Consider the following 18,459-nt stretch of genomic DNA (forward strand, 5'->3'; position numbering starts at 1 on the left):
AACCACTGGGGGCCTTACACCGCCGGTATGGACTTGCCTGACTCGTCAGACCTCTCTCGGCGAGACTACCTCCGGGCACTGGTTGCCGCTGGTGGGACGGCCGCCTTGTCTGCCTGTCTGGACAGCTCCGGCGAATCGACCGTCCCGACGGGAGACCCTAACGCGCGCCCACAGCGCCAGCATGCGTGGACGGACGTCCTGGCGACCGACGAGGACGGGAATCCGCTGAACCCGGAGCATCATGTCCTCCTCTCGCTTGAGTTGGCGACAGATGTCGACGACGACAGCAGAGAGCAGGTCGAAACCGCGCTGCGCTCGCTCGAATCGGCATACGCCTACGACAACCAAGGTCTGCTGTTCACGATGGGATACACGCCCTCGTATTTCGACGCCCTCGGCGTCGACTCCCCGATTCCAGAGCCAGAGGCGCTGACCACAATCGAGTCGCCGGAGTTCGACGACTTCGACGCGCTCGTCCACCTGGCAAGCGATACCCCCGATGTCGTCCTCGAAGCCGAGGAGGCGCTGTTCGGCGACGTCTCGCCGAACAACACCGAGATGGAGGCGACATTCGAGGGAGTGTTCGACCGCGGGTCGCCCCGCCGGACCGGATTCGTCGGTGCGGGGCTGCCGGCACAGCACACTGATATGTCCGGTGTTCCCGAATCGGTGCCCGAGGATGCGCCGTTTTTTATGGGATTTCGCTCGGGGTTTGCAGAGAGTCAGGCTCCCGAATCCCGTGTGACCATCGAAGAGGGGCCGTACGCCGGCGGGACAACTACCCACGTCGAGTCACTGACGCTCCAACTGCGCACCTGGTTCGAGCAGGATAATCACTTCCAGCGGGTCGCCAAGCTGTTCAGCCCGGACCACGCAGAGAATGAACAGGTTGGCTCGGTCGGCGAGAACCTCAGTACGTCGACCGGCGTCGCCGGTGAGATAACCGAGGACACGGCGACGGATGCTCGCGAGTTCGGTACCGTCGGGCACGCACAGAAGGCAGCCCGGGCACGGGACGAGGACGGCACGCCTCCGCTTCTCCGGCGAGACTTCAACACCGTCGACGGCGACCGGCCGGGCGTCCACTTCCTGGCACACCAGCGCCAGATTGAGGACTTCGTCCGCGCCAGGCAGGCGATGGCCGGCGAAGACCTCGCCGGCGACGGCGTCGGACAGCGCCTGAACAACGGCATCCTCCAGTATATCTTCGTCCGCCGCCGGGGAAACTTCCTCGTTCCACCCCGGGAGAAGCGGGCACTACCCACGGCCAGAGTATGACAGGAGACGATACACCAGTCGACCTAACGCATAGCCCGTCGCGGCGACGACTCCTCGCAGCCACCGTCGGCACGATGACGACCGGCCTCGCAGGCTGTCTCGGCGGCGACGAATCGACCGACGACGAACCGACAGCTACACCGGAACCTCCCGAGGTGACAGACGCCGAGAACGTCCCCCAGCGGCCGCGGGTGAGCGACCCACCCGAAGCGGTCTATCTGCCGACACACCGGGCGTCGATGACTGGTCTCGATACGGTCGAGTCGGGGCCGTACACCGTCTCGCCGATGCTCAGCTACCCGCATCGGTTCTGGCTCATCTCCGGCTCCGAGACCGAACTCGTCCGGCCAAACGTCCAAGGCCTACATCTGATGTTCTCGGTCCAGGACAGCGAGACGGGGACCGTTCTTCCGGTGGATGTCGGCTCGCAGGTACGGATTCTCCGGGATGGCGAGGTCAGCGAAACACTCTCGCCGTGGCCGATGATTTCACAGACGATGGGGTTTCACTTCGGCGACAACATCCCGATTCGCGAGCAGGGGAGTTACACCGTCGAAATCGACCTCTCTCCGATGACGGTCCGTCGAACCGGCGACTTTGACGGCCGGTTCGAGAGTCGACAGACAGTCTCTTTCGAGTTCGAGTTCGACAGCGAGTTCCAGCGCGACATCGTCGACGGCGTCGACTTTCTCGACGAGAGTCGATGGGGCGAGCCTGGGGCACTGGAGCCGATGATGATGGGCCACGGTAACGGCTCCGAGATGAACGGCGGGACCGCGGTTCAGCGTCCGGAGGCGTATCCGGGTCGCTCACTCGGCGACCCCACCAGCGGCGACGCGAGGTTTGTCGCTCGGTACCTGACTGACAGCCGCCTGGGCGAGGACGGATACCTGCTCGTCTCGCCGCGGACGCCGTACAACCGAATTCCACTCGCCGATATGGCGCTCTCCGTCTCGGGGGCGATAGAGGGCGAGTTGGTCCAAACACTCGACAGCGAGGTCGGACACCACTACGGGCTGGCCGACAGCCTCTCGCCGGAAGATAGTCTCGAACTCACCGTCGAGGGACCGCCACAGGTCGCCAGACACCAGGGGTACGAGACTGCCTTCCTCGATATGCCCTCGATGACCCTGGAGGTGTCAGAATGAACGAACAGAGCAGGCGGGCGTTTCTCGCCGGTATCGGCGGCGCTGGAACCGTGGCGGTAGCGGGCTGTATCGGGGGCGGAGGCGACGGCTCCGACGAGGAGCCGACCGAAACCCCCGAAGTCGAGGAGGCAAGACAGCTTGGCGGCGAGACCCTTCGCTCGTATTTCCCGGTCAAGCTGTTCGAGCCTGATACCGACAACCGCGTCGCTGAGGTCCACTATCATACGGACTTCAGCCACTGGCATTTCGTTGCCTTCGAGGTGCCACTCGATGGCTACCGCGCGGTCGAGGCCCGTGTCTATAACGACGACGACGAGGTGATACCGCTCGGCGAAGACGAACAGTTCCACCTCGAAATTACACGAACCGAGGGGACGCCGGCAGACATGCTCGAAGTCGAGGTGCTGGGATCGACGCTGAACTTCCACGGAACGAATGCCGACAAGGGCGAACTGCTCTTTCACCTCTCGAACGGCGACGAGCGTGTCTGGACGACGCCGCCGCTGACAACCGTGGTCGGCGACCCCCCAGAGGAGTAACCGACATATCCAAACCGCCACCCGCGTAACTCGACGTATGATTCAGAACCTTGCCGCCACAGCCGCGGGATTCACGAGCAACACCTTCCTCGTCACGGGAGAGCGAACTGTCCTGGTCGATGTCGGCAACGAGTTCGACATCGTCGACCAGGTGAGCCAGTACGCCGACGATGTTGACGCAGTCGTGCTGACACACACCCATCCCGACCACGTCGGCAACCTCGGTGCGGTCGTCGATACCTTCGACGTCGATGTCTGGGGGTACGACACCGACCAGCCGGGCGTCGACCACGAACTCGGCGACAGTGAAACAGCCCAGCTCGGTGACCACGCGTACGAGGCACTGCACACCCCTGGCCACAAGAACGACCATCTCTGTCTCTACAGCCCCGATGCCGGCGTTCTGTTTGCGGGTGACCTCGTCTTCGCAAACGGCGGGTTCGGTCGGACCGACCTCGAAGAAGGAGACCGGGCGACACTTATCGACAGTATCGGGCGCGTCCTCGACAGAATCGACGAAGACCTCGCCGAGCTACACACTGGCCACGGTCCAAGCGTCACTGCCACCCCCTACACTGACGTAGAGCTCGCGCTCCAGGCAGCGAAGATGGGATAGCTCACTCCGTCGCGAGGCCGTAGTACCCTGGCTCGTCGTCGTCGCGTGGCTCGGCGAAGACGAACGCCTCGGTGTGAGTCATCATCCACGGAATCGCCCAGTCCAACAGGACGTTCTCGGTCTCGACATCGAGTTCTGCGTCGACCTCTAACCCCTGCAGGAGGCGTGCAATCTCGTAGATTGTGTACAGTTTGTCTGCGTTCAGTACCTCTTTCGGTTCCCGAAATTCGAGCGGACGGAGGTCCTCGACCTCCTCTCGGTGAATCGGCATACCGACCGTAGTTTCGACCGCTGTGTAAACACATCGGTCCCGATATTTCTGCCGTTCTATATCCGGACACCTTACTAAGTTGGCTCGGAACATAACAGGTAGAAAGTCTAAACCATTTCCCATGGATGGTGCAGTCTGGGCGTCACTCGGCGTATTCGTTGGGGTCTGTGCCGCGTTTGGTGCGTTGTCGGTACGGACAGCGTTAGAGACATCGCCCGACGAAAGCGCTGACTTCGAGGCGCTTCTGGCTGCAGCAGAGGAGCCGATTGTCTGCTGTGACGACGAGGGAGTCATCGATTACTCGAACCAGGCGTTTCAGCGGTTGGTCGGTGTTGATCCCCGTGGAGACAACATCGAGCATGCACTCTCGGGGCTTCCAGAACTCCACACCTGCGTGAGTGAGGGCGGCGGAACCGCAGACCTCTCGTCCGGAGACTGTTATGATGTTTCAGTTGTCGACGCTACCGAGACAGACCGGTCACTAATCCTGTTTCACGAAGTGACCGATGCTGGCGACGACCACATGTCTGAAGAAAAGAAACTAGACCAGTTTGCAAGTCTCGTCTCTCACGACCTCCGAAACCCGCTCGATGTCGCTATCGGGCGTACGAACGCCGTGAGCGAACTGAACGACGACCCAGGACTGGAGCCACATCTCGAAAGCACCCAACAGGCCCTTCACCGGATGCAAGATATCATCACAGGCGTGCTCGTCGTCGCAAGCCAGGGAGACGCCGTGGGCGATCTCTCGGCGGTCAGGCTCGATGATCTCGCCGAAGAGTGCTGGGAACACGTCGACACCGAATCGGCGACTCTTGATGTCGAAACAAGCGCCGAAATCGAGGCGAATCCTGAGGCGCTCTTACATGTCTTCGAAAATCTCTTTCGGAATGCTATCGAACACGGCGGCACGGACGTGCATGTCAGAATCGGCGAACTCTCTAATGGCTTTTTTATCGAAGACGACGGTCCCGGGATTCCAGACGCAGAACGGGGGCGGTTCCGCGAGCCGGGAGAGACCGGTAACGACCACGGGACCGGACTCGGTCTCGCAATTGTCGACAATATCACCGGCGCTCACGACTGGAATCTTGTCGTCACAGAGAGTGAAAACGGTGGCGCGCGCTTCGAGTTCTCCAACGTTACCGTCGCGAACGACGCCTGTGCGGTGACGAACTGCGAGTGAAGCGTTACTCGAAGTGTGCGAGACTGGTCTCGTACTCTTCGGCTGCTTTCTCCCAGTTGACGACCTCGAAGAAGTTGTCAATGAACTCGCCGCGGTCCGGCCCGTAGTCGTAGTAGTATGAGTGCTCCCATACGTCGAGGGCGAGAACCGGGTGTGCGCCCCAGAGCGCGCCCTGGTCGTGTTTATCGACGACAACGTTCCGAAGCTGTTTCGCAACGGGGTCGTAGACCAGAAGCGCCCAGCCGCCAGCGGCACCGGCAGCGGCCTTGAATTCGCCTTTCCAGCCTTCGTAGGAGCCGAAGTCCTCTTCGATCCGGTCGCGGAGGTCGCCCTCGGGCTCGCCGCCACCGTCGGGATGCATGTTCTCCCAGAACAGCGTGTGCAGATAGTGGCCACAGCCGTTGTGGGTCACGTTGCGCATCGCAGCGCCGCTGGAGCCGAAGTCACCGTCCTCACGGTTCTCGGCGAGTGTCTCCTCTGCGGAGTCGAGACCGTTCACGTACCCTTGATGATGGGTATCGTGATGCCAGGTGACGACCTGCTCGGAGATGTGTGGCTCCAGTGCGTCGTATTCGTAGGGCAGTTCGGGCAGTTCGGGATTGGAATGTTCTGACATAGTTTACCTCCAGATTATACAGTTGGTTGGTATCTACTAAAAGGTTGAGAACCCGGAACAAAACTCGCTGAAATTCATTTACGTAGACTCTCTTATGCGAACTTTCGGGCGTTTCAGTGTCTGGCAGGGTGGGCCTGACACCAAACCAGGGTCCCTGCCGTACCGTCCTGTCCCGGTACTGGAAAGCCGGGAGAGGAACTCGGCGAGACCGGTACAGTGAAATATCCGACAGGAGTAGGCCGGCATTGATGGAACTGAACCGAGAACTCGCGTGGCGGGGTGCGGTCGGGCTGGCGGTCCTCTTTCTTTTGAGTGTCCTCGCGCTCGTTGGTGTCGCGTTCATCTCGACGTTCGTCTTCGCTGTCTTCCTCTATTACGCCGTCCGCCCAATATACCGCTCGTTCGACCGATTTGGGCTCTCGAACTCGGTTCGGGCTCTCCTCTCGCTGGTCACGTTTGGCGTCCCGTTTCTCGTCCTTATCGGCTACACGGCCGCTATCGTCGTGTTAGAGGCCCGGGACTATCTGGCGGCAAACGGGATTCTCGAGGACGTCCAAAACGTCGAAGCCGACCTGGGTATCGGGTCGTTCGATTTGAGTTCGTTCGAAGACGCCCTCGCGGAGGTGACGGCGCTTCCGTCGCTTGACGTCGTCGCGGACCTGCTGTTCGATGTGACGGGTACCGTCAGCGGCCTCTTCTTGCAGTTGATTCTTATCGTTATCGCTGTCTACTACATGCTCGTCGACGGCGGGCGTATCAAGCAGTGGTTTCTCGACACCTACGACCGCGACGGGGTTCTTCAAGCGTACGTTGAGGAAGTCGACAGCGAGCTCTCCAGCACGATGTTCGGCAACATCGCGAATATCTTCGTGACTGCCATCCTCGCAATCGTCTCCTTTCTGGTCTATAACCTCCTCGTTCCTGACGTGGTCGCCGTTCCGTTTCCGGCGCTCATGGGGACGCTCATCGGCGTCGGAACGCTGATTCCGGTCATCGGAATCAAGCTCGTCTACGTCCCGTTGACAGTCGGAATGGCGGCCAACGCCTGGCTCGCGGGCGAGCCGACGCTGATCTGGCCAATCGGGGTTCTGTTCGTCTACAGTGCGATTGCGCTCGATTTTATCCCTGATCTGTTCATCCGGGCACAGTTCAGCGGGGAGAGCACGCATAACGGCCTTTTGATGATTGCCTACGTTGTCGGACCGGTCCTGTTTGGCTTCTACGGTCTCTTTCTCATGCCGATTCTCCTCATCCTCACAATCAACGCCATCACCATCCTCCTGCCGTACGTTCTCTCGGGGGATGCTGAAGCCGCCAGCCAGACCGAGTTGTCGGAGTTTCAGTAACAAGCTTCACCTTCCGACCACACGTTGGCCCCGATGGTAATGTTCCGGGGTCGCTCTCTGTTGGGCAGGTACGACGTGCTGGCGCTCGTTGCCGGCATCTGGCTTCTCGCCAAGGGCGTCCGGTACGCGTTCCCCCCGCTGTTCGACCAACTGAAGCTCACCTATTCGGTGTCGAACACCGCAGTCGGGGCCGCGTTTACCGGCTTCATGCTCGTCTACGCCCTCATGCAGTTCCCCTCTGGCCTGCTCGCAGACCGGCTAGGGGCCGCTCGCGTCATCATCGCCGGCGTCGTGATGACTGCCTTCGGTGCAGGCGTCGTCACCCTCGGCGGCCCATTCGCCGTATTAGTCGCGGCAATGGCCCTCATGGGCGCGGGAACCGGCGCGCACAAGACCGTCGCAATCACGCTTCTGGCGAAGACATACCCAGAGCGGACGGGACGAACACTGGGGATTTTCGACACGCTGGGCACCTTTGGGGGTGTCGTCGCGCCCGTCGCGGTCGCTGGCATCCTCGCCCTCGGTCTGAGTTGGCGAACCATCTTCGGGTCGGCCGCACTCGCAGGGTTTGTCCTCGGCGTTGCTGTCTTTTTCCGGGTACAACGGACACAGGGAGCCACCTCCAGACAGGCTACACATGGGATTCGTGACTACACGGAGCCGTTCACCGACGGTCGGTTTGTCGCCTTCGTCGTCGTCACGCTCGGCTTCTCGTTCACCTACAACGGCGTCGCGGCCTTCCTCCCGCTGTATCTCACCGAGACCGCGGATGTTGGTGGAGCCGTCGCAAGCCTGCTTTACAGCGTGCTCTTTGTCGTCAGTGTTGTCCAGATCGCGACAGGAGAACTCGCCGACAGAGCCGGTCGACTGTCCGTGATTACGGCCACGCTCACCCTGGCGACAGCCTCACTCGGTCTTCTCGTGGCAGCCGCCACCATCGACGCGAGGGTCGCGGGAATTCCAGTGCTCGGAGCGGTCGGTGTCGTCGGATTCGGTCTCGGCAGCCACGGCTTCCGGCCCGTTCGTGGTCTCTATCTCGAAGCCTTGCTCCCTGACTCGCTGGCGGGCGGCGGTCTCGGTGCGGTCCGGTCGGCACTGATGGGTGCGGGAGCGGTCGCCCCGGCGGCAGTCGGATTTATCGCAGACAGGGGCGGCTTCGGAGCAGCCTTTGTCCTGCTTTTGATCTCGCTCGGGGCGGCGACGCTGGTGGCTGTCGGGCTCTGGCTCACTGAAGACTGAGAGTCGGCCCCTGGGTTACTGAATCCAGACGGTCTTGCGGTTGACGAACTCCTTGATGCCTGCTTCGGAGAGTTCGCGACCGTAGCCGGCGTCGTTGATACCACCAAATGGGACGCGGGGGTCGGATTTCGTCATCTCATTGACGTAGACACAGCCGGCCTCGACCCGTCTGGCGAGTCGCTGGCCACGGTGGCGGTCCTCTGTCCAAAGGCTCGCACCCAGCCCGTACTGGGTCTCGTTTGCCTTCTCGATTGCTTCGTCCTCATCGGCGACTTTATAGACCGCTGCGACCGGACCAAAGGTCTCCTCGCTGTCGGCCGGACACCCCTCTGGCACGTCGGTCAGCACTGTCGGCGGGTAGAAGGCTCCCTCCCGGTCGAGGGGCTCGCCGCCCGTGAGAAGAGTCGCACCGGCGTCGACGCTCGCCTGGACTTGGTCGTGGAGTTCGGCCATCAGGTCGGGGTCGGCCTGTGCGCCAACCTCGGTAGCCTCGTCCATTGGGTCGCCGATGGTCAGCGACTCGAAGGCAGATACCAGGCGGTCGACGTACTCGTCGTAGACATCTTCGTGGACGATGAAGCGCTTGGCGGCGATACAGGACTGGCCGCCGTTCTGGGTGCGTGCAAGCACGCCGGTCTCCACTGCCGACTCGATGTCTGCGTCGTCGAGGACGATGAACGGGTCGCTTCCGCCCAGTTCGAGGACCGTCTTTTTGAGGTGTCTGCCGGCGGTCTCGGCGACCGCACGGCCTGCGGGACCGCTGCCGGTCAGTGTCGCCGCTTTGACGCGGTCGTCAGCGAGCACGTCGTCGACCGTCTCTGACCCCACGAGGAGGGTCTGGAAGACACCCTCCGGATAGCCCGCCTTCTCGAAGACCTCCTGCAGCGCAACAGCACAGCCTGGGACGTTCGAGGCGTGTTTGAGGAGGCCGACGTTGCCCGCCGTCAGGTAGGGCGCGGCAAAGCGGATGACCTGCCAGAAGGGGAAGTTCCAGGGCATCACCGCGAGCACCGGCCCAAGCGGATCATGGACGGTTTCAACTGCCGTTCCGGGCGGTGAGGGGAACTGCTCGCTGTCGAGGTATGCGCCTGCGTACTCGGCGTAGTGGTCACACCCCCAGGCACACTTCTCGACCTCCGCGACGGCCTCGGAGATTGGCTTGCCCATCTCCTTTGTCATTATCTCGGCGTATCGTTCCTTGTTCTCTCGGAGCACGTCAGCTGCGTTTGCGAGCAACTCCTCGCGGTCGCGAATCGAGCGCTCGCGCCAGCCCTCGTAAGCCTCCTGGGCCATCGTGAGCCGCTGCTCGACCTCCTCGGCACCGTGTTCCTGGTAGGTCGCCACGGTTTCGCCGGTCGCTGGGTTGACTGCTTTCATTCTCTCGGATACTCCGACACCGACGGGCTTAGTAATTGTGCCATTTGATAGTGATTATTGCGAGTCTTTACTGCCATGCCTTCGCTTCTCTCCTGTATCGGTCCGTGAAGCGAGCGAGTCACTAAAACAGGTCTGAAAAGTACCGCACTGATCAGTATGAGTGTCGTCGGATATCTCGCTTCTGGAGGGTGCTCCGGACAACCACGAACGTTAATGTAGTATTACACAAAAGGTAGGGCATGCGCCTCAGGACGAGATATGCGCTGGTGCTTGTCGGCATTTTGCTCGTTCTGGGGACCGTCGTCGTCGGCAGCGGAGAGCTGTTCAAACAGCAGGCAATCGAACAAGAACAGGAGGAGCTGGACAACACGACTCGTCTCGCTGCCGCCCAGATAGACGAAGCAATCGCCGACGAGGAAGACGTCATCCGCCAGGCCGCGCTCTCGCTCGACAGAGACTCCACGGAGGTTCGGGCCGAGCAGCTGGAACAGCTCCTCGACAATCATGTCTTCAGCTCGGCGATTGTCGCGAACATCAACGGGACGATAACAGGCATGTACGGCCTCCAGGAGGACCAGGAGGCGGTAGGAATCGGCGATTCGGTCACCGAGGTCGGATTCCTCAACCAGGGTACATTCGAGCGCATCCTCGGAGGAAGCACCCGCGTCGAGCGCGTTCACAGCTTCGCGCAGTTCGACGACTTCGCGCTGACCATCGGCGCACCCGTTCTCTCTCCGGACGGCCAAGACGTCGAGGAGGTTGTTGTCGGCTCGATGTTTCTCGATTCGACGCGGCTGTTCAGTCCGCTGACGCCACTGGAGACCAGCCAGCGGACGGCGAAGGTAACCGGGACGACCTTCGAAGGGGAACAGGTGACCATTCTCCCAGCCGACAACGAGTTTGACGATTCCTTGACAAGCAAGGCGACGATTTCGAAGACTGGATGGACACTCACGGCCGAGCGCGACGAGGGAGCGTTGACCAACCGGCTGCAGTTCCTCCAGCTTATCCAGTTCGGGAGCCTGGTTGTCGTCTTGCTGACGGTTTTGGGACTCGGGTTCTACCAGTACCGGACGACCCTCCAGCAGACGAACCGGCTTCTGGACGGGTTCTCCGAGCTGACCGAGGGGAACTTCGAGTACAACCTCGAGCTCGAAGCCGCCGAGGAGTGGGACCAGATCGGCGAAGGGTTCAACACGATGACTGACGGCCTGATGACGCGAGAGCGACAGATACTCGAACGCGAGCGCCGCCTCAGCGTCTTGAACCGTGTTCTCCGGCACAACCTCCAGAATGATATGACTGTCATCCAGGGCTTTGCGGAGGTCATTCCTGCGATGGACGACGAGGAACAGCGCCAGGAAGCGGCCGACAAAATAATCGAGAAATCCCGCGGGTTGGTCGAACACGGAAAGAAAGCCCGCCGTCTAGAAACGGTCATGGAGAACGCCGAAGAGGGGACGACGGAGGTGGATATCGTCGCGCAGGTCCGAGACAGCCTCGACGCCAACCGGACGGACCATCCCGAGGTCGATGTCTCCTTCGAGTCGACAGATGACGGCCGGGTAGACGCCGTCGCCGGAGTCGAGTTCGGCGTCGAGCAACTCATCGAAAACGCGTTCGTCCACAACACCAGCGACAACCCCCGCGTCGAGGTCACGGTAGACCGTGACGGCGACGACGTGGTCGTGACCGTCGAGGACAACGGCCCAGGAATCCCCGAGCACGAACGCGACGTGCTCGTCCACGACGAGGAGACATCTCTTGAACACGGAAGCGGCATCGGGCTCTGGCTGGCATACTGGTCGATTCTCAAATCGAATGGCGAACTCGCCTTCGGCGACCAGGACGAGGGTGGACATGCCGCGGTGAGACTGCGCGGCTGTGAGCCATCCGAATACAACGGCGGTCACGACGCGTAACTTTTGCTTATATTTATGCCTGTCCCGTCCGACTATTGGGTATGAACGTACTCGTGACCGGCGGCACCGGCTTTATCGGTCGTCACCTCTGTGAGCGACTCGCTGACAGCGGACACGAGGTCACAGCCCTCGCACGTGACCCTGAAGCCAGTCCTCTCCCCGACGTGGTCGAGACGGTACGTGGTGACGTAACCGCCTACGACTCAGTTGTAGATTCCTTCGCGGGGCAGGATGTTGTCTACAATCTGGTCGCACTGTCTCCGCTGTTCGAGCCAAAGGGAGGCAACGAGATGCACGAACAGGTCCATCTCGGCGGCACCGAGAACTGTGTCCGTGCCGCTAGGGAACACGACATCGACCACTTCGTCCAGATGAGCGCACTGGGTGCAGACCCCGACGGCCAGACACACTACATCCGGTCGAAAGGCCGCGCCGAGAATATCGTCACGGAGTCCTCCTTCGACTGGACGATTTTCCGTCCCTCGGTCGTCTTCGGCGACGGGGGACAGTTCCTCAGCTTCACGAAGAAGGTGACGCCGCCGGTCGTCGCGCCGCTTCCGGGTGGCGGACGCACGCGCTTTCAGCCAATCCACGTCGACGATATGGCGACGATGCTCGCCGACACAATCGAGGACGACCGGCACCGAAACGAGACCTACGAAATCGGCGGCCCAGAGCAGCTGACACTCGCCGACCTGGCCGAACTCGTCCGCGGCGAGTCGGTCACCGTCATCCCGGTGCCGATGGAGCTCGCTGGCGTCGGCTTGAGCATCGCTGGCGCAATCCCCGGGTTCCCGATGGGCCGCGACCAGTACCGGTCGTTGCAGTTCGACAACACAACCGCCGACAACGACATCGACGCCTTCGGATACGACCCGACGGACCTTCTCACAGTCGGCGAATACCTCGGTGTCGAAAACTGAGATAGTACCAACCAGTGAACTACCCCTGCCTACTCACTCGCTTTCGCTCGTTCCTTGAGGCAGGGGCTTCCTGGTTCAACGACGCGCTTTGCAGGAACAACCGCAGTTCCCGTAGGGAGCGCAGTCTCCACAGGCGTTTCTTCGGAGTGACCCACTCCTAGTTGCGAGAGTCCGCGAGAAAGAATGTTCCACGCCGTCGCAAACGCTCCGCGTTTGCTGCCCGTCAGACGCAGTCTGACGACCGCGTTTGCGTCTCTGTCCGCTTCGAAGCCACACGCCGGACAGGAATGCCCACGCACCCACAGCGGTTTGTCTGTTTCCACACCACAGTTCGCGCATTCTTTGGTGGTGCCTGCTGGCTCAACTTCCACGAAGTGCGTGCCTTCGCGTTTGCACTTGTATTCGAGCAGATCGGTGAAGGTGTTCCATGCTGCCGACACTGTGTTGCGGCTGTTGCGCGGCGATTCCAGCATCTCTTTCACGTCCAGGTTTTCGACGGCCACCAACTCGTACTCCCGAGCGTAGTAGTTCGAGAGCTTGTGCAGGAAGTCACGCCGCTTGCGCTTGATTTGTTGATGACACTCAGCAACACGCTGGCGTTTCTTCTCCCAGTTGTTCGACCCATGCTCTTTGCGCGAGAGGTTCCGTTGCTCCCGTTCGAGCTTGTCACGTTCTTCCGAGAGATCGAGTGATTCGACCGCCGCCCCATCTGTGTCGTGGGCGTACTTCAGAATACCCACGTCGATGCCAACCATGTCGTCGTCGTCGATCTCCTCCAGCGACGGTTTGGGCGGTTCTACTTTGTCGTCAACGGCAAAAGAAGCGTACCACTCTCCAGTGGGCTCTTTTTTGAGCGTGACTTCTTTGACAGTTTCCTCATCTGGAATGTCTCGGTGGCACTCAATGGGAATCTCCGTGAGTTTCGACAGCGAGAGCACAGTCTGACCGTTCTTCTTGTCGAACTCGAAGCCAGACTGGACGTAGGTGAAACTCCGGAAGTCTGTGGGTGCTTTCCAGTTGAGACTCCCGACGTTGTAGCCCTTCCCTTTCAGTTCAGACAGTGCCTTGATACTGTCTTCGATCCGCATGACAGCGGCCTGTGCAACTGTCGAGTACAGGTCGTTCAACTCGTCCCACCAGTCTTTGAGGTCGGTGAGTTGATCGCGGACCTGTCGCACTCGTTGGTTGATTGTTCCTACTGATTCGGGAATTTGTTCAAACTCAGTTAGCGCGTGGTTGTAGAGTTGCCTACAGGTGTCCCGGTGGTAATCCAACAGCTCACGTTGTTCGGCGGTTGGCTTGAGTCGGAACCTGTAGGCGTAGTGCATTGGTTACTCGGTTGGTTCTGATGTTCGGACGACTTTCACGTCTGCACCACGCCAGTCTTTCGGGACCAAGACGTGTGCGCCGTTGCCGGTAGCTTTCGCCTCGCCCTCAATGACTTCGTGGCCTTCGATTTCGTGTCTATCCATCACTAGTGTTTAAATATTGTTTCAACATAAACGTACCGGTTCGTGGGCCTGTGGGCCAGCAACAAGCAGGCGTATGAAAGATGATGACGGCGTGGACGAATCGCTCGCGATTCGTTCGCACACCAGAAATCTCCGATTTCTGGGGACGCTGTATCCCCTCCCTACTGTGCTACTCGGTCGCTCCGCTCCCTGCGTTGCTCCTTGAGGAAGGGGGCTTAGCGCCTGAAATCAGCTAAATATATACCGCAGTCGGTCGTCCCCCGCTGTAATGTCGCTGTCACGAGAGCTCTGGAAACGGAGACACGAGCAACCACTGTTCGTCGCCCTCTGTGTCCTGACCGTCGCTGTCGTCGTGGTCTGGCCGGTCGTTGACGCGCTGCTCGCGCGGTACGATGTCGTCCACGTCGCCGACTACGGATTCAACGATTTCGGCGCGTACTCCGGTGCGGTCGACAACTGGCTCAGTGGTGACGGGCCAATCTATACCCGTGCCGAGGATGGCGGGTTCCACGGAAGTTATCTCTATCCACCGTACGCGCTGCCGCTGTTCTATCCGTTCGCCAAGCTCGGATTCGAGGCCGGGCCGGTGTTGTTCGGTGTCTTCTCGCTGTTTCTGCTGTATGTTGGTGTCGAAGCTGTCGTCGAAGAGCTCGGATACGGACTCACTGTCCCCGAACGTGTCGTGCTCCTGTTTGGCCTGTTTGGCTTCCATCCGGCGCTCTGGGACTTCAAATGGGGGCAAGTGTCGACGCTGCTTGCGGCGTTTCTGTGTTTTGCCTTCTATACACACGAACGCGGACAGCGCGGCCACGCCGGGAGCGCGTACCTGAGTGGACTGTTTACGGCTCTGGCAGGCGGTGTCAAGCTGTTCTATGCGACTGCTGGGGCCCACATGCTCCGGAACAGCCGTCGCTTTGTGGGTGGCGTCCTGACAGGAGTCGGATTGCTCGCTTCCTCGGTTGTCGTCTTTGGACTCGATACCCACGAGCTGTATCTGGAGGTGCTGACCTGGGGAAAAGGGTGGGGGACAGACCAATTACCTCCCGCAGAGTGGCAGACAGCCTACTATCGGCCGCTGTATCTCGTCGACCAGACCGTCGACGGTATTGGACTCTCGCTGCCGAATCAGTGGATACCGCTCGCCATTGCGGGCGGCGTTCTCGGCGTCATCGGGCTGACGCTCCGCCACCGCCACAACCCTGGTGCCTCTGTCCTCACGTTTGCGCTTGGGGTCGCCGTGATACCGCTGTTTGCGCCACGGGCGTACACACACGACCTCGTCGTGTTACTCTTACCCGCGATTTTACTGCTGTCGGGCGAACTCGACCGCGCGGATGGCCTCCCGTGGATTCCAGTCCTCGCAGTGTTGTTGGTTCACTTCCAGACCTACGGCACCCGTGCGGCGATTCATCTGTCCGATAGCTCGCAGGCGGTGATGCTCCAGCCGGGAGTGTATGGGACCTTCCTGCTGGTCGGCCTGGCAGCAGGTCGGCTCTACGGGCTGGACCAGAGCGCGCCGAGCAACGACACCGAAGACGGACAGCCCGAAACGGGTGACGCTGAGGGTGACACTACCGAGATGGCGGATTCTGCCGAGGAAGGCGACGAGTGATACCACTCTTGGCGACATCACCGGAACCCGGACAACCCTGACGCGAGCTTTCCGCTCTGTGATACAAGAGGCGACGATAGATGGGCAAAACACTTATTGGCGCGTTGGTACAGAATCTTTTAAAGAGAACTATGAAATTGGCGATGATCGGTTTCGGACAGGCGGGCGGGAAAATTGTCGACAAGTTCCTGGAGTACGATGCCCGTACTGGAAGCGGCATCGTCCAGTCTGCAGTCGCCGTAAACACGGCGGAGGCGGACCTCATGGGCCTCGAAAACATTCCCAAGAGTAATAGAGTCCTCATTGGCAGAGCACGAGTCAAGGGTCACGGTGTCGGTGCTGACAACGAACTCGGCGCAGAGATTGCCGAGGAGGACATTGGCGAGATACAGGGCGCTATAGATAGTATTCCGGTCCACGAGATCGACGCCTTCCTTGTTGTCGCTGGTCTGGGTGGCGGCACTGGGTCGGGTGGTTCGCCGGTGTTAGCGAAACACCTCAAACGCATCTACACCGAACCGGTGTACGGACTCGGTATCCTCCCCGGGGGAGACGAGGGTGGTATCTATACGCTCAACGCCGCCCGGTCGTTCCAGACGTTCGTCCGGGAGGTAGACAATCTCCTGGTGTTCGACAACGACGCTTGGCGAAAGACCGGGGAGTCGGTTGAGGGCGGCTACGAGGAGATTAACGACGAAATCGTCCGCCGATTCGGCGTACTCTTTGGCGCGGGCGAGATATCGGCTGACGACGATGTTGCAGAGAGCGTCGTCGACTCTTCGGAAATCATCAATACGCTCGAAGGCGGCGGTGTTTCGACCGTCGGCTACGACGCCGAAGCGGTCGAAGAGTACGATTCGGGCGGTCTCCTCTCGCGGTTCAAAGGCGGCAACAAAGACGATATGGAGACGACAAACACGACCAACCGTATCAACTCTATCGTACGCAAGGCCGCACTTGGTCGGCTCACGCTGCCCTGTGAGATTGAAGGAACCGAGCGCGCGCTGCTGGTCGTCTCCGGGCCGCCGGAACACCTCAACCGGAAAGGAATTGAGAAGGGTCGAGGGTGGCTCGAAGACGAGACTGGCAGCATGGAAGTTCGTGGCGGTGACTATCCGCTCGATGAACCGAGCGTCGCAGCTGCCGTTTTGCTGTCTGGTGTCCACGACGTCCCCCGCATCAAAGAGCTCCAGCAGGTGGCCATCGAGGCCCAGGAGAACATCGATGAGATACAACAAGAGAGCGAAGAAAATTTAGAGGCCCTCGTCGAAGATGACGAAGATGAGTTGGATCCGCTCTTCTAAGGCGGTTGCAGCAGTGGTATTGCTCGTCGTCGCGCTCGGCGCGGTCGGAACAGCCGCGGCGGTGTCGTTCTCGGCAGACGACCCCGAGGCGGCAGAGGTTGGCGAGACTGTCAGCTTCCAGGTCGAGATGACCGATGTGTTCGAAGACCAGCCCAACGAATGGACTGTCGGCGCGAACACCGACTTGGAGGACGCTGATTGGCAGATAATCGCCACCGATGTCTCTGGCGAGGAGGTCTCCCGGTCCGATTCGAGCGAACTGCAGGTGAGCAGTGAAGACGGCGTCAATGCCGTGACTGTCGAGGTTGAAGGTACGGTCCCCGACATCTCGTCGTACAGCTACGAGAACAGGGAAAACGAGGAGTATCAGGTCCTCGAGATCGAACAGGCAGACGGCCCGTCACTCGAAGAGTGGCGTGCACACCGTTACACTGCAGAGAGCCAGGAGGCCCGGAACACCATCGACGAGGCGAGTGAGGCCGTTGACTCACAGAGTACTCTCGACAACGCGATCAGCGCATACAACTCCGAGAACTTCGAGAACGCAATCGACCTGGCTGAGCAGGCACAGAACGACGCGGAAGGCGAACAGCAGCTCCAGCAGTACCTCCTGTTCGGCGGCGCGGCGCTCGTCGTGCTCCTAGTTGCTGGCGGTGGCTACTACTTCTACCAGCAGCGCCAGCAGGACAATAGTAAGCTCCGGTAGTGGATGCAGGCTCTTGTTCCGTTCGACGCACGACATCCGAAATCACGTCTCTCGGACGTTCTTGACGATGACGAGAGACAGGGGTTTGCCCGTGCCATGCTCGCAGATGTCCTCGACGCACTCGACCAGGCCGGCCATTCTGCGACGGTGCTGTCGACGGCACCAGTCGAGTGCGACGCTCCGGTGGTTGTCGACGACCGACCGCTCACGACGGCGGTCAACGACGCACTCGACGACCGACCGCTGCCTGTCAGCATCGTGATGGCCGACCTGGCGCTGGTGACGCCAGATGCACTAGATTCGCTGTTTGAAACGGCGGGCGATGTTGTGCTCGCCCCAGGTCTGGGTGGCGGAACGAACGCACTCGCCGTCAGACATCACGAGTTCCAGGTCGATTATCACGGGACATCGGTCCACGACCACCGGGAGAACGCGAAGGCAGTCGATGCAGACCTCGGTGTGGTGGATTCGTACCGCTTAGGAATCGACATCGATGACCCGATGGACCTCATCGAGGTATTACTTCACAACAACCGCCGGGCAAGAGCATGGCTCGTTGACGCAGGATTCCGGGCCGAGGCCCACGACGGCCGGGCAACGGTAACGCGACCCGACGGCAAGGGGTAACAGAAACTGAGTCGGCCAGTGTCTGCTCGAAGACAGGTCGACAAGGATTTTTATGCTGGAACGTTGTACGTTTGTACGCACGGGCCGACCCGTGCGACTGGGTACGTGACTCGCGCCGCGCACCCGCTACTGTGCCAACTCCACCGCTCTTGGTACGGAAGCCGGCCCTGACCCATGGCTGGCTTCCCCGTTTTGACATCCTGGAGAGACATCTGAACGCTTTTGACCGCCCGTATCCTCCTTTGTCACAGTGACCAGTCCGGACAGCAACGCGACG

18 protein-coding genes are annotated in these 18,459 nt (G+C 60.6%); 13 read left to right on the plus strand and 5 right to left on the minus strand.

The features are described from left to right. Window positions 1-27 precede the first annotated feature (27 nt). Genes OSC37_RS16355 through OSC37_RS16370 form a run of 4 tightly spaced genes read left to right on the plus strand, consistent with a single transcriptional unit; the run spans window position 28 to window position 3,581 of the window. The gene (locus tag OSC37_RS16355; protein WP_267162499.1) at window positions 28-1,278 is read left to right on the plus strand and encodes a DUF7405 family protein; all 1,251 of its coding nucleotides are present in this window, start codon (window positions 28-30) and stop codon (window positions 1,276-1,278) included. After that, window positions 1,275-2,426, plus strand: a complete 1,152-nt coding sequence (locus tag OSC37_RS16360; RefSeq protein ID WP_267162500.1) for a DUF7350 domain-containing protein — start codon at window positions 1,275-1,277, stop codon at window positions 2,424-2,426. The genes OSC37_RS16355 and OSC37_RS16360 overlap by 4 nt, the downstream gene beginning before the upstream one ends. Continuing rightward, window positions 2,423-2,965 (plus strand): hypothetical protein, encoded by a 543-nt coding sequence (locus OSC37_RS16365; protein WP_267162501.1) that lies wholly within the window; start codon window positions 2,423-2,425, stop codon window positions 2,963-2,965. The genes OSC37_RS16360 and OSC37_RS16365 overlap by 4 nt, the downstream gene beginning before the upstream one ends. Window positions 2,966-3,002: 37 nt before the next feature. After that, on the plus strand, window positions 3,003-3,581 hold the full coding sequence (locus tag OSC37_RS16370; protein WP_267162502.1) for an MBL fold metallo-hydrolase: 579 nt from the start codon (window positions 3,003-3,005) through the stop codon (window positions 3,579-3,581). 1 nt (window position 3,582) lies between these two features. Here the strand turns inward: OSC37_RS16370 and OSC37_RS16375 are convergent, their stop codons facing one another. Next, complete coding sequence (locus OSC37_RS16375; RefSeq protein ID WP_267162503.1) at window positions 3,583-3,852, minus strand: DUF5827 family protein; 270 nt, start codon at window positions 3,850-3,852, stop codon at window positions 3,583-3,585. Between the two features lie 121 nt (window positions 3,853-3,973). On the opposite strand from OSC37_RS16375, the gene OSC37_RS16380 reads away from it, so the two are divergent. After that, the gene (locus tag OSC37_RS16380) at window positions 3,974-5,038 is read left to right on the plus strand and encodes a sensor histidine kinase (protein ID WP_267162504.1); all 1,065 of its coding nucleotides are present in this window, start codon (window positions 3,974-3,976) and stop codon (window positions 5,036-5,038) included. Between the two features lie 4 nt (window positions 5,039-5,042). Here the strand turns inward: OSC37_RS16380 and sod are convergent, their stop codons facing one another. Then, entirely contained in the window at window positions 5,043-5,654 is a 612-nt protein-coding gene (gene sod, locus OSC37_RS16385; RefSeq protein WP_267162505.1) for a superoxide dismutase [Mn], read from the minus strand. 248 nt (window positions 5,655-5,902) lie between these two features. Here sod and OSC37_RS16390 point away from each other — a divergent pair, with 248 nt between their 5' ends. Then, on the plus strand, window positions 5,903-7,000 hold the full coding sequence (locus OSC37_RS16390; protein WP_267162506.1) for an AI-2E family transporter: 1,098 nt from the start codon (window positions 5,903-5,905) through the stop codon (window positions 6,998-7,000). A gap of 33 nt (window positions 7,001-7,033) precedes the next feature. Continuing rightward, entirely contained in the window at window positions 7,034-8,239 is a 1,206-nt protein-coding gene (locus OSC37_RS16395) for an MFS transporter (RefSeq protein ID WP_438267589.1), read from the plus strand. A gap of 15 nt (window positions 8,240-8,254) precedes the next feature. Here the strand turns inward: OSC37_RS16395 and OSC37_RS16400 are convergent, their stop codons facing one another. Further along, window positions 8,255-9,616 carry an NAD-dependent succinate-semialdehyde dehydrogenase gene (locus OSC37_RS16400; protein ID WP_267162508.1) on the minus strand — a complete coding sequence of 454 codons (1,362 nt, stop codon included), beginning with the start codon at window positions 9,614-9,616 and terminating at the stop codon, window positions 8,255-8,257. A 239-nt stretch (window positions 9,617-9,855) separates the two neighbouring features. On the opposite strand from OSC37_RS16400, the gene OSC37_RS16405 reads away from it, so the two are divergent. Further along, window positions 9,856-11,538, plus strand: coding sequence for a sensor histidine kinase (locus OSC37_RS16405; RefSeq protein WP_267162509.1), 1,683 nt, complete (start codon window positions 9,856-9,858; stop codon window positions 11,536-11,538). Window positions 11,539-11,579: 41 nt separating this feature from the next. Continuing rightward, window positions 11,580-12,461, plus strand: coding sequence for a complex I NDUFA9 subunit family protein (locus OSC37_RS16410; protein ID WP_267162510.1), 882 nt, complete (start codon window positions 11,580-11,582; stop codon window positions 12,459-12,461). A gap of 29 nt (window positions 12,462-12,490) precedes the next feature. Here the strand turns inward: OSC37_RS16410 and OSC37_RS16415 are convergent, their stop codons facing one another. Both OSC37_RS16415 and OSC37_RS16420 read right to left on the minus strand, forming a co-directional pair. Beyond that, window positions 12,491-13,789: an RNA-guided endonuclease InsQ/TnpB family protein gene (locus OSC37_RS16415; protein WP_267162511.1), complete on the minus strand. Its 1,299-nt coding sequence runs from the start codon at window positions 13,787-13,789 to the stop codon at window positions 12,491-12,493. Window positions 13,790-13,792: 3 nt separating this feature from the next. Next, window positions 13,793-13,933: a DUF2080 family transposase-associated protein gene (locus OSC37_RS16420; RefSeq protein WP_368409486.1), complete on the minus strand. Its 141-nt coding sequence runs from the start codon at window positions 13,931-13,933 to the stop codon at window positions 13,793-13,795. Between the two features lie 268 nt (window positions 13,934-14,201). On the opposite strand from OSC37_RS16420, the gene OSC37_RS16425 reads away from it, so the two are divergent. From OSC37_RS16425 to cofC, 4 genes are all read left to right on the plus strand, one after another. Continuing rightward, a complete protein-coding gene (locus OSC37_RS16425; protein WP_267162513.1) occupies window positions 14,202-15,545 on the plus strand; it encodes a glycosyltransferase family 87 protein in 1,344 nt (447 codons plus the stop codon). A gap of 131 nt (window positions 15,546-15,676) precedes the next feature. Next, a complete protein-coding gene (locus OSC37_RS16430; RefSeq protein ID WP_267162514.1) occupies window positions 15,677-16,849 on the plus strand; it encodes a tubulin/FtsZ family protein in 1,173 nt (390 codons plus the stop codon). Beyond that, the gene (locus OSC37_RS16435) at window positions 16,827-17,555 is read left to right on the plus strand and encodes a hypothetical protein (RefSeq protein WP_267162515.1); all 729 of its coding nucleotides are present in this window, start codon (window positions 16,827-16,829) and stop codon (window positions 17,553-17,555) included. Before OSC37_RS16430 ends, OSC37_RS16435 begins: the two co-directional genes overlap by 23 nt. A 3-nt stretch (window positions 17,556-17,558) precedes the next feature. Further along, on the plus strand, window positions 17,559-18,182 hold the full coding sequence (cofC, locus tag OSC37_RS16440; RefSeq protein ID WP_267162516.1) for a 2-phospho-L-lactate guanylyltransferase: 624 nt from the start codon (window positions 17,559-17,561) through the stop codon (window positions 18,180-18,182). The last annotated feature ends 277 nt before the right edge of the window (window positions 18,183-18,459 follow it).

Origin of the sequence: Halovenus salina (assembly GCF_026410925.1) — an archaeon.
Classification (GTDB): Archaea; Halobacteriota; Halobacteria; order Halobacteriales; family Haloarculaceae; genus Halovenus; species Halovenus salina.